At 33.4% G+C, this 11,544-nt stretch carries 11 protein-coding genes; all 11 read right to left on the bottom strand.

The annotated features are described in order from the left end of the window. Positions 1-83 precede the first annotated feature (83 nt). The 11 genes from gap to spo0A all read right to left on the bottom strand — a co-directional run bounded on the left by gap (position 84) and on the right by spo0A (position 11,444). A complete protein-coding gene (gene gap, locus FYJ58_RS07825) occupies positions 84-1,097 on the bottom strand; it encodes a type I glyceraldehyde-3-phosphate dehydrogenase (RefSeq protein WP_154519180.1) in 1,014 nt (337 codons plus the stop codon). A 218-nt stretch (positions 1,098-1,315) separates the two neighbouring features. After that, on the bottom strand, positions 1,316-1,573 hold the full coding sequence (locus FYJ58_RS07820) for a spore coat protein (RefSeq protein ID WP_154519179.1): 258 nt from the start codon (positions 1,571-1,573) through the stop codon (positions 1,316-1,318). 12 nt (positions 1,574-1,585) lie between these two features. Next, the gene (locus tag FYJ58_RS07815; protein ID WP_154519178.1) at positions 1,586-1,771 is read right to left on the bottom strand and encodes a hypothetical protein; all 186 of its coding nucleotides are present in this window, start codon (positions 1,769-1,771) and stop codon (positions 1,586-1,588) included. Between the two features lie 97 nt (positions 1,772-1,868). Then, entirely contained in the window at positions 1,869-2,222 is a 354-nt protein-coding gene (locus FYJ58_RS07810) for a hypothetical protein (RefSeq protein WP_154519177.1), read from the bottom strand. A gap of 340 nt (positions 2,223-2,562) precedes the next feature. Beyond that, on the bottom strand, positions 2,563-3,555 hold the full coding sequence (locus FYJ58_RS07805; protein ID WP_154519176.1) for an ABC transporter ATP-binding protein: 993 nt from the start codon (positions 3,553-3,555) through the stop codon (positions 2,563-2,565). Further along, entirely contained in the window at positions 3,555-4,712 is a 1,158-nt protein-coding gene (locus FYJ58_RS07800; protein WP_154519204.1) for an ABC transporter ATP-binding protein, read from the bottom strand. Before FYJ58_RS07800 ends, FYJ58_RS07805 begins: the two co-directional genes overlap by 1 nt. An 18-nt stretch (positions 4,713-4,730) precedes the next feature. After that, positions 4,731-5,726 (bottom strand): ABC transporter permease, encoded by a 996-nt coding sequence (locus tag FYJ58_RS07795; RefSeq protein WP_154519175.1) that lies wholly within the window; start codon positions 5,724-5,726, stop codon positions 4,731-4,733. A gap of 12 nt (positions 5,727-5,738) precedes the next feature. Then, complete coding sequence (locus tag FYJ58_RS07790) at positions 5,739-6,707, bottom strand: ABC transporter permease (RefSeq protein ID WP_154519174.1); 969 nt, start codon at positions 6,705-6,707, stop codon at positions 5,739-5,741. A 111-nt stretch (positions 6,708-6,818) separates the two neighbouring features. Further along, positions 6,819-8,810, bottom strand: coding sequence for an ABC transporter substrate-binding protein (locus tag FYJ58_RS07785; protein ID WP_205839198.1), 1,992 nt, complete (start codon positions 8,808-8,810; stop codon positions 6,819-6,821). Positions 8,811-9,085: 275 nt separating this feature from the next. After that, entirely contained in the window at positions 9,086-10,528 is a 1,443-nt protein-coding gene (gene glgA / locus FYJ58_RS07780; protein ID WP_154519172.1) for a glycogen synthase GlgA, read from the bottom strand. 115 nt (positions 10,529-10,643) lie between these two features. Continuing rightward, positions 10,644-11,444, bottom strand: a complete 801-nt coding sequence (gene spo0A / locus FYJ58_RS07775; protein WP_154519171.1) for a sporulation transcription factor Spo0A — start codon at positions 11,442-11,444, stop codon at positions 10,644-10,646. Between the last annotated feature and the right edge of the window lie 100 nt (positions 11,445-11,544).

Raw genomic sequence — 11,544 nt, 5'->3', positions numbered from 1 at the left:
GTAAACACCTAAACTTAAGAAAAATAAGGTCCGGTCCATATAAGACCGGACCCTGATAGGTCTATTATAAAATCATGCTCAGATTAAGCTAATTCAGCAAAATATTTGATTGTTCTAACCATCTGACTTGTATATGAATTCTCATTGTCATACCATGAAACAACTTTAACTAATGTTGTACCATCGCCTAAATCCATAACTTTTGTCTGTGTTGCGTCAAATAAAGAACCATATGTAATACCAATAATATCAGAAGATACAACTTCGTCTTCTGTATATCCAAAGGAATCAGAAGCTGCTGCTTTCATAGCTTTGTTAACATCTTCTTCTGTTACTTTACCTTCGCAAACAGCGATTAACTGTGTTAAAGAACCAGTTGGTGTAGGAACACGTTGTGCACAGCCATCAAGTACTCCGTTTAATTCTGGAATAACTAAACCGATTGCTTTTGCTGCACCTGTAGAGTTAGGAACAATATTAACAGCAGCTGCACGAGCTCTTCTTAAATCACCTTTTCTATGTGGTCCATCAAGTGTCATCTGATCACCTGTATAAGCATGGATTGTTGTCATATAGCCTTTTTTAATTTTTGCTAATTTGTTTAATGTATCTGCCATAGGAGCTAAGCAGTTTGTTGTACAAGATGCAGCAGAAATTACTGTGTCATCTTTTGTTAATGTATTTTCATTTACGCTGTATACGATTGTAGGAAGGTCATTTCCTGCAGGTGCAGAAATAACAACTTTCTTTGCTCCGGCTTTGATATGTGCCAAAGATTTTTCTTTAGAAGCGAAGAATCCAGTACACTCAAGTACTACATCTACTCCAAGTTCTCCCCATGGTAATTCTTCTGGATTTGCTTTTGCATAAATTTTAATTTCTTTTCCATCTACTGTAATGGAATCTTCTCCAGCTGTTACTTTATCGCATAATGCGTATCTTCCCTGTGCAGAATCATATTTTAATAAGTGAGCTAACATTTTAGGACTTGTTAAATCGTTAATTGCTACTATTTCATATCCCTCTGCTCCGAACATTTGTCTGAATGCAAGACGTCCAATACGTCCAAAACCATTAATTGCTACTTTTACTGCCATGATATATTCCTCCTAAATATAAAATAAATAGCCTGTCCGCTTGCTTTTTTTACGGGCAGTTATTAAATTTTGTTCACTGATTCATAACTATTATCAGTAAACTTCCCCCTTATTCTAACTAATTCAGAAAGAAATTTCAAGAGGAAATTGCTATTTTTTTAACAATTTTATATTTTAAAAAACCAGATAACAGAAAATTACTGTTATCTGGCGATTTTCTAATGACAACTACAAGCCGAAAAGGTTGATTTTACATTCTGAATTTCATCTTCTGTTGCTTTTTGTGCAGGCTGATAATATGCTTTGCTTTTTGCCAATGTAAATAATTCATATTGACTTGTTTCTGTTGTATTTCTAATCTGCTGTAATGTTTGTCTTAACTGCTGATTTTCTGTCTGGGTAATCATCTCTTCCACTTTTGTCAAACAACCATTAATACCATTTAATGCGTCCGCTACCATTACTTTTTCTTCCATTTCAAAACCCTCCTATTGCAAATATTGTAAAAAAGTCTGTTTATTCTGTGTTGCAGATTGCGAAGCTTTTTGAAAAAACTGTTTTACTTGAGGGTCTGTGGCCTGTTCTGCATATGCCTGGTACTTTTTCTCTTCTGTCTGCGCAGATGTTAATAAATGCCGGATATTTTGTAATTCCATTTCACTAATATTTCCCATGATTGCTACCTCCATTTTTTGATTACAAAAAATAGAATCCCCAAAATTTATTATTTTATCCAGTAAAATTATTCTAGTAAAAACAATAATATGAAATTTAAAACATATACTCTTGTTTATGATGAATATTCCAGATACTAAATGTAAATAAAAGCAAATAAGCCCCTAACACAATACAAGTAAACCAATCGAAAGATCTTAGTTCTAAAAAAGCTATCATAAGATAATAAAAAATAGCAAGACTGCAACTCAGTTTTCCAAGTTGAAAACATACTTTCTTTTTCATTTTATAAGTAACAAACGAAGCAATCATCAAAAAAGCATATACAAGTGTAAAACAGCAATAAAAAATTTGCTTGTAATCCATCAAATTTTTTTTATAAATTTCTTCACAAATATTAAGCAACGTAGATATTCCAAAATATAGTAAAAATCCAAATTGAATATTCATACCAATCTCCATTCTATTAATTTTGACCATTGCAAACAAAATTTACCTCATGGTCCAAAAATATAAATTCACTCACCATTCCACCTTAATAACATATTACAATAAGTTCCTATTCTTATCATCCATCTCGCCAATATTAACATAAATACACAAAAATCAACATAACTATACAATAAAGTTTTATATTTTCCTACAATTTCTCCAAATATGCAAAAACTGACCTGGTGATTCATCACAAAAATAAAATGATAAATTCTCAGGTCAGAATTCAAATTCAATATAATTATCTCTTTATTACATATTCTTTATTCTAAAATATCCAATTTTTTAGAAAAGAATGTTATTTATTTTCCGTTTTCTTTTTATTATATAAGTGACAGGCCACACAATGTCCCGGCTCATATTCCTGTAATGTAGGAACTTCTGTCTTACAGATATCCATACATTTAGAACATCTTGTATGGAATTTGCAACCACTTGGTGGATTTGATGGAGATGGAATATCGCCCTGTAATAAAATCCGATTCATTTTTACATCCGGATCTGCAATTGGAACCGCACTAAAGAGAGCTTGTGTATATGGATGAAGAGGATTCTTAAAAATACTCTCTTTTGGTCCATTTTCCATCATTGTTCCAAGATACATAACTCCGACTACATCTGAAATATGTTCTACAACAGATAAGTCATGGGAAATAAAGAGATAAGTCAATTTTCTTTTTTCCTGCAAATCTTTCATTAAGTTAATAATCTGTGCCTGAATGGATACATCAAGTGCAGAAACCGGTTCATCAGCGATAATAACATCCGGATTTAACGCAAGTGCTCTCGCAATGCAAATACGCTGACGCTGACCACCGGAAAACTCATGTGGATAACGGTCAATATAATAAGGACGAAGTCCACAATCTTTCATAATACTTAAAACATAATCTCTATATTCTGACTTTGGAACTAAGTTATGTTCTTTCACTGCCTCACCAATAATTTCCCCAACCGGCATACGTGGGTCAAGAGAAGAAAATGGATCTTGGAAAATCATCTGCATTTTTGGACGCAGTGGTCTTAAATCCTTTTTCTTGACTTTCATAATATCAACACCATTAATATTGATTTCACCGGATGTTGGCTCTGTAAGACGTAAAATGGAACGTCCAATTGTTGTTTTACCACAACCAGATTCTCCTACCAGACCAAATGTCTGTCCTTTTTTTATACTAAAACTCACTCCATCTACTGCACGAACATAACCTGTCGTACGCTGAAGAACTCCTGATTTAATCGGGAAGTATTTTTTCAGATTCTTTACTTCTACGATATTCTTTTCTTCCATTACTTGTTCCCTCCTGTTTTTCCAGAATTCCCGTTTTCATAAAGATGACAGCTTACTTTATGAGTAGGTGTAACCTCTATCAACTCAGGATATGCTCCTTCGCATTTCTCAACGCAGGATTCACAACGATTTTTAAAATAACAATGAGGAGGTAAATTAATTGGATTTGGTACATTTCCTGGAATGGAATATAAACGTTCTACTCTCTCATTAATCATTGGTTTTGATTTCATAAGACCAATTGTATATGGATGTTTTGGATCATGGAAAATCTCATCTGCAGTTCCCTGTTCTACAACTCTTCCCGCATACATTACAACAACATAATCTGCCATTTCTGCAACTACACCTAAATCATGAGTAATTAACATAATAGAAGCATTAATTTTCTCTTTTAAATCCCTTAATAAATCAAGAATTTGTGCCTGAATTGTTACATCTAATGCAGTTGTAGGTTCATCGGCAATAATAAGCTGTGGGTCACAAGCAAGTGACATTGCAATAACAACCCTCTGACGCATACCACCGGATAATTCATGTGGATAGTTATCATAAATACCCTCACGAACAATACCTACTAATTTAAGTACTTCTAACGCCCTGTTTTTTACATCTTCCTCAGCCATATTAGGGTTATGTAATTTAATACATTCACTTAGCTGGGCACCAATTGTAAATACAGGATTCAGTGTTGTCATAGGTTCTTGGAAAATCATAGAAATTTCATTTCCACGGATATGTTCCATTTCTTTTACCGGAATCTTAGTTAAATCAATAGCACGATTTTTCGACTCTTGGTTATAGCGAATTGCTCCTCCTGCAATCTGTCCTTGTGGTCCTTGTAATAACCGCATTACGGAAAGACTTGTAACAGATTTACCACAACCGGATTCACCAACAACTCCTATTGTTTTTCCTCTTGGAATTTCAAATGTAACACCGTCTACTGATTTAACTGTACCGGTATCTGTATAAAAATAAGTTCTTAAATTATCAAATTCAAGAATGTTATCTGGGTTTTTCATCGTAGTAAGATACTCTGACTCAGGTACATTCTTTTGCTTCATCATTTTATTGTATTCTTTATACTTTTTATTATTAAATTTTTTAATTTCTCTTAATTTTGCACGTTGCTCTTTCTTTTCTTCTCTACTCATCTTTGCCAAAGTTCTCACCTACCGTTTCATTCTTGGGTCGAACGCATCTCTAAGACCGTCGCCAATAAAGTTAAATGCCAATACTGTAAGTAAAATACAGATTCCTGGTGGCATCCAGATATTTAAATAGTTTTTCATAATAACAGATTTGTTTACCGCATCTACCATATTACCCCAGGATGCATAAGGCCATGCAATACCTACACCCAAAAAGCTTAAAACGGATTCTGTTAAAATTACACTACCAATATCCATAGTAGCAATTAAAATAATCATTGGCATAACATTTGGTACTAAATGTTTAAAGATTTTTCTGCTTGTTCGAATACCGGTTGCCTCTGCAGCCTGCATATATTCCATTTCACGAAGAGATAGAATCTGACCACGAACAATTCGTGCAACGCCTGCCCAATATAAAACACCCATGACAACCATAATAAAGTAAATTTTATATTTTGGAGAAATTCCATAACCAAACATAATTGCAGAAGTAATTAGCATAAGTGGTATAAACGGAATACAGTAAAAGATTTCCACCAGTCGCATGATAATCATATCAACAATACCGCCATAGTAACCGGCAATACCACCTAATGTAATACCAACTAACAACTCAATAATAACTACAACAAAACCTACTGTAAGAGAAATTCTTCCTCCATACATAAGACGTGTAAACACATCACGTCCGTCTGCATCGGTTCCTAACCAATGCTTCGAAGAAATTGGCGCCTTTACGTTGACACCCATATAGCTGGCACCTACGTCCGCCTGCTGCATACGCACCTCTTCTTTTGTTTCGTTATTGATATAAAAGATTTCATATTCACCATAAGGACTAAAAAATGGACCGATTGCACAGAATAAAACCATAAAAACTATGATTCCAATTCCGACGCAGGCCAATTTATTACGGAAAAACCGTTTCATAACTAATTGTCCCGGTGTCATAATTACTTGATTTTGTTCAAATTCATCTTGTTCTTGTTGATTTCTTGCTTGTAAGTCTTCCATGCAGCTCACCTCCTAATTATATCGTACACGTGGGTCTACAACTGCATAAAGTATGTCTGAAACCAACGTACCAACTAAAGTCATTAAAGCTATAAACATATTAAATCCCATAAGATATGGAATATCACCTTGATATACAGCTTGTAATGCTACATTTCCTAAACCTTCTAAACCAAAAAGTCCTTCTGTAATAACTGCTCCGGAAAATAAATTTGGAATCATACCGCCAACCATTGTTACAACTGGAATCAATGTGTTGCGAAATGCATGTTTTCCAATTACTTTTCGTTCTGGAAGACCTTTTGCTCTCGCAGTACGAACATAATCTGCACTTAATACTTCTAACATATTTGTACGCACATAACGAAGAAGCCCACCAACACCAGTAACTACAAATACAATAATTGGAAGAACAAAATGTTTTCCTAAATCTAAAAAATGAGCAAATCCCACATAATCAGCACGGGCAGTTACCATACCTGAAACCGGAAGTACACCAAGACCAATAGCAAACACTCTCTTTAAAACTGCTGCAAAGAAGAATGATGGCAGTGAAATACCAATAATTGCAATTGCGACAATTGTATAATCTGTTCTTGAATATTGCTTTCTTGCAGCAATAATTCCAAGTGGAATCGCAAGTAAAATTTCAAGTAACATAGAAATACCTGCTAATGATACTGTTGGACCTATGTATTTTGCTATAACACTTACAACTGACTCCTGATAAATAAAAGAAGTACCAAAATCACCACGTAATGCATCTTTTAACCATGATACATAACCTTCTACAACTCCTTTATCAAGACCATAAACTTCTCTCATTCTCTGTTCCATCTCTGGCGTAATATTCTGATTTCCCGCCGTCATATTTGCTACATAATCCCCTGGAACCATACGGCAAATTCCATATAACAGCATTGATACACCTAAAAGAACCAAAACGCTAATACCTATACGTTTTAAAATATACTGTTTCATTTGTTCTCCTCTTCATTTTATTTCGTTAATAAATAGAACAGTATAAACCACCCATCATAAAAACTAAAATGGGTGGAATACACAAATCATATAATTTATACAATATAAAACTTAATTCATTTCAACTTTTTCAATATCTGTTGAATACTGAAGAATATTTGTATATGTAGTAATATTTTTTGGAAGCGTGTCAATATTTATATTCATTGCATTATAAACTTCCAAATTCTTACGTTGATATACCGGCATACAAATAGCTGCATCCATAATCATATCTAACTCTTTCGCAACTAATTTACTTCTTTCTTTTAAGTCCAATGTCTTCAAAATTTCAGCCTGGATATCATCAATCTTACTATCATAATATTTACTATAATTACTTCCACCCTTGCTTCCATAAATCTGAGTAAGGTCACAATCTGTTGAATTACCCCATGCCTGAACCCACATATCAAGTTCTCCACCTTGTACTTTGTTAAATAATACGTTAGGTTCTAAATCATTTACAGCAAGTTCTCCACCTAAAGATTTCAAATCATTTGCCATCTGAGTTAAAATTGGTGTGGATGGATGGCTGGAAGCTTCACCAATACCAACTGTAATTTTTAATTGTTTTCCATCTTTTACAAGTTTTCCGTCTACTTTTTTGTAACCAGCTTTTTCAAAATATTCTTTTGCTTTTTCTTTGTCATAGCCATAGTATTCTTTAGCATCTTTTGGATATTCAGCTAAAGTAGGAGTCATTGGTCGTTCAATTACCTCTGCCAATTCTCCATAATAAGACTGAACGGCAGGTGCTCTGTTCATTAAATGCATTAAACCTTTACGCACATTTTTATCTGGAATTCTTTCTGCACTAAGACCTATATATCCATAGCCAGGATTGTCTACTAAACTGTCAGTAAGATTATCATCATCTTTAATTTGTTCCACAATTTCTAAAGATGCCGATGGGTCTGTAATATCCACATCACCTGCTGCAAGTAAATCCAATTTATCTTCATCATTTACAACTTGGAATTTAAGATGTGCTATTTTAGGTTCACCTTCAAAATAATATGGATTTGCATCTAAAGACACTAAGTTATTATCATATTTTTTAAATGTAAAAGGACCAGATCCTAAAGGTTTTCCATTTAAAGCTTTTATACTGGATAAATCACCTTTTTTAAAGTCTTTTCCATAATAGTGAACAGGAGTAATCGGAATCCACGATACCTCACGGTCTCCCTTAATACTTACAGAATCAAATAACACTGTACAAGTATAATCATCTACTTTTTCTATACCTGCAATTTTTTCTACTTTTGTTCCCTTACCTAAGTTTTTCTTTATAACTTTTTGTTTATAATAAGATAATGGATCATAATTTTCTGCATATTTTTCATATTCACATTTTGCTAATAATTCAAGCATTTCTTCTGGTTTTTTAATCGAAGAAGCATCATACCCTTCATCTTTTAAATATTCTGCCCAAGATCTTCCATCTCCAACATCTCCCGGAAGAGTATCATCAAACCAATCTGCACATTTTGTATCAATTAAGTATTTGATGAAGTCTTCTTCAGAAATATTTTCAGGTGAATATTTATCTTCAATCTCTTTAACTAACTTTTTATAATCTTTTGTGTCATAATAATATTCTTTCATACCAACGATGTCTGCCTGTGAAAGAGTTGAATTACCATCATATGTAGGATCTGCACAAACATAGTAATAAAATATAACATCATCAATTGTCACAGGTTCACCATCAGAAAATTTCATATCTTTCTTAATTGAAACTGTATATTTTACCTGTTCATGTCCATCTTCCGCCTTGATTTCCTCTGTTTCAACATGTCCTGCATTATCAACTAATTTTCCATCTTTATCCAATTGACATACATTTGAAAAAATCTTATCACTAATTTGATCATCAAATGCAGAGGTCGAAAACATCTGGTTAAAAACTCCATTTAACTTGTTCACCCCTAATACCATCGTATCAATGGAGCTACCAGAACCTCCTCCATTTTCTGCCCCGCCTGAAGAGCCGCCACAACCGGTCATAGAACATACGACCATAGCAGTTGCCAGCAATAGCGCTAATCGTTTTCTCATATTACTTATATCCTCCTTTTTTCTTCCGACAAAAAACATTTGTCTTTCTCGTCTGTTGAAATTATATCCTAATTATTTCAAACTAGCAATGATTTTTTATATTTTTATTAAATTTTTTATAAAAAACTTTATATTTTCTATTTTTTCCCTTTTATTTACTTTCTTTTCATGTTTCAATATTTCTTCCAAGAAAAAGAAATTGCACCTGCAAATATCAACTGCTCTTGTCTGATACTTGAGGTGCATTCCATTTTTTATTGAAATAAATTACTCTATTATGATAATAAACGGTCATAAAGTTCTTCATACTTTCCTGCCGAATGATTCCATGAGAAATCTGCTGCCATTCCACGGTCAATTAGCTTATTCCATTCTCTCTTTCGTTCAAAGAAAATATGTTTCGCATATCGAACTGCATTTAACATTTCGTGTGCATTATAATTGCGAAATGAAAATCCGGTTCCTGTGCCTTCATACTCATTATATGGTACAACGGTATCCTTTAATCCGCCTGTTTCACGAACAATTGGAACAGTTCCATATCTAAGACTCATAAGCTGGCTTAAACCGCAAGGCTCAAATAAGGATGGCATAAGAAACGCATCACATGCTGCATAAATTTGATGTGACCTTTCATTCGAATAATAAATATTAGCAGATACTCTGTTGCTATACTTCCAATCGTAATGCCGAAAAAGATTTTCATATTTTTCTTCCCCGGTACCTAATACTACTAATTGAGTATCTTCTGCACAAAGCTCTTCTATTACATAATCTACCAAATCCAAACCTTTTTGATCGGTCAATCGTGAAACAATTCCAATCATAAATTTTTTATCATTCACATCTAACCCTAGTTCTTTTTGTAATGCCCGTTTATTTTTAATCTTCTCTTTTCTAAAGTTTCTAGCGTTATAATTTTTATAAATATAAGGGTCTGTTTCAGGATTAAATTCTTCATAATCAATTCCATTAACAATTCCTACCAAAGAACCCTCTCTTGCCCGAATCAATCCATCCAATCCTTCTCCATAAAATGCTGTCTTAATTTCCTCTGCATAAGTTTTGCTAACAGTTGTTATCATATCGGAATAAACGATTCCGCCTTTAAGATAGTTTGCATCCCCATAAGCCTCCAGTTTATCCGGTGCAAAATAATAAGCATTTAATCCGGTAATATCCTTTACTGTCTTCATATCCCAGATTCCCTGAAATTTTAAATTATGTATTGTCATTATTGTCTTAATTCCATGATAAAATGGATTTTCCATAAATGTATCTTTGATATAAACCGGCACTAATCCGGTCTGCCAATCATGGCAGTGTATAATATCAGGTCTGAAATCAATCAATGGGAGAGCTGACAATACCGCTTTTGAGAAAAAAGAAAATTTTTCAATATCCTGATAGATTTCTCCATAAGGTTTTGCTCCCGTAAAATAAAATTCATTATCGATGAAATAAAAAGTTACTCCATTATATACCATCTCAAGTACACCAACATATTGTTGACGCCATGCCAGATCCATATAAAAATGTGTTTTATATTTCATTTCATTACGATATTTCTCAGGTATTGCAAGATATTTGGGAAGTATCACTCGTACATCATATTCTTTTTTATTAAAATACTTTGGCAAAGTTCCTGCTACATCTGCCAAGCCTCCCGTTTTTATAAAAGGTACAGCCTCTGATGCGACAAACAGTATCTTCTTCATAAAATGCCTCCTTTTATTTTAATCACTAATGGTTTTATACTATAATAACCTATTCCTGTCCAAATGAAAATACTATTTTTTTTAAAAATTTTTTTGTCGCATTTTATTATTTTTTTTAAGCATGCATCTTATATTCTAGTCTGATTTTATCAGCAATAAGGGCAACAAACTCAGAATTTGTCGGCTTTCCTTTTCCATTATTTACTGTATAGCCAAATAATTCGTCAATCGTATCCATTTTCCCTCTACTCCATGCTACTTCAATGGCATGTCGAATTGCTCTTTCTACTCTGCTAGGAGTAGTTTTATGTCGTTTTGCAATCGACGGGTACAATAATTTTGTAATTGAATTTAACATTTCACCATCATTAACTGACATCATAATTGCATCTCTTAGATATTGATAGCCTTTTATATGAGCCGGCACACCTATTTCATGAATAATGTTTGTAACATCAGATTCTAAATTTCTTTCAATATAGCTCTCCTTATCCTCGCATACTGTTTGACGGGAACTTTCTACAAGCTTTACTTTTCTATCCGTTTTGAGTTGTTTTACCCTTGATAAAACCATATTATTGTCAAATGGTTTCATAATGTAATAATCTGCTCCTAATTCAAATGCGTTTTCCGTTACTCCTTCTTGCCCTATTGCAGTTATGACAATAAAAGATGGACATTTTTTTAACGATTTATTCTTTCTTACACGCTCCATTACACCTAAACCATCCAATTCCGGCATAATGATGTCTAATAATACTACGTCAGGTTCTGCTTCATTAATTAATGATAAAGCTTCAATACCATTTTTCGCTGTTCCTACAACTTCAATCTCCCCATCACTATTCATGATATCGGTAAGAAGATTTACCATTCTTTCATTATCGTCTACAACTGCTACACTAATTTTTGACATAATTTTTTCCTCCCATTTTCATCACTCATTTGCCTCTTTGTTCTCGCCTATTGTTTCTTTTTGGTTTCCACAAATTTCAACTTAAATTTTGAATTTACCT

Origin of the sequence: Velocimicrobium porci (genome assembly GCF_009696045.1) — a bacterium.
Lineage (GTDB): Bacteria > Bacillota > Clostridia > Lachnospirales > Lachnospiraceae > Velocimicrobium > Velocimicrobium porci.
Note: the sequence above shows the minus strand (reverse complement) of the source record. Positions and strands in the feature narration are given on the sequence as shown.

What these genes read in the sequence shown, in the direction of transcription:
- FYJ58_RS07790 (WP_154519174.1), bottom strand. Translation starts at nt 6,707, where the DNA reads ATGAAACAGTATATTTTAAAACGTATAGGTATTAGCGTTTTGGTTCTT.
- FYJ58_RS07815 (WP_154519178.1), bottom strand. Translation starts at nt 1,771, where the DNA reads ATGGGAAATATTAGTGAAATGGAATTACAAAATATCCGGCATTTATTA.
- gap (WP_154519180.1), bottom strand. Translation starts at nt 1,097, where the DNA reads ATGGCAGTAAAAGTAGCAATTAATGGTTTTGGACGTATTGGACGTCTT.
- FYJ58_RS07795 (WP_154519175.1), bottom strand. Translation starts at nt 5,726, where the DNA reads ATGGAAGACTTACAAGCAAGAAATCAACAAGAACAAGATGAATTTGAA.
- FYJ58_RS07810 (WP_154519177.1), bottom strand. Translation starts at nt 2,222, where the DNA reads ATGAATATTCAATTTGGATTTTTACTATATTTTGGAATATCTACGTTG.
- FYJ58_RS07785 (WP_205839198.1), bottom strand. Translation starts at nt 8,810, where the DNA reads ATGAGAAAACGATTAGCGCTATTGCTGGCAACTGCTATGGTCGTATGT.
- glgA (WP_154519172.1), bottom strand. Translation starts at nt 10,528, where the DNA reads ATGAAGAAGATACTGTTTGTCGCATCAGAGGCTGTACCTTTTATAAAA.
- spo0A (WP_154519171.1), bottom strand. Translation starts at nt 11,444, where the DNA reads ATGTCAAAAATTAGTGTAGCAGTTGTAGACGATAATGAAAGAATGGTA.
- FYJ58_RS07800 (WP_154519204.1), bottom strand. Translation starts at nt 4,712, where the DNA reads ATGAGTAGAGAAGAAAAGAAAGAGCAACGTGCAAAATTAAGAGAAATT.
- FYJ58_RS07820 (WP_154519179.1), bottom strand. Translation starts at nt 1,573, where the DNA reads ATGGAAGAAAAAGTAATGGTAGCGGACGCATTAAATGGTATTAATGGT.
- FYJ58_RS07805 (WP_154519176.1), bottom strand. Translation starts at nt 3,555, where the DNA reads ATGGAAGAAAAGAATATCGTAGAAGTAAAGAATCTGAAAAAATACTTC.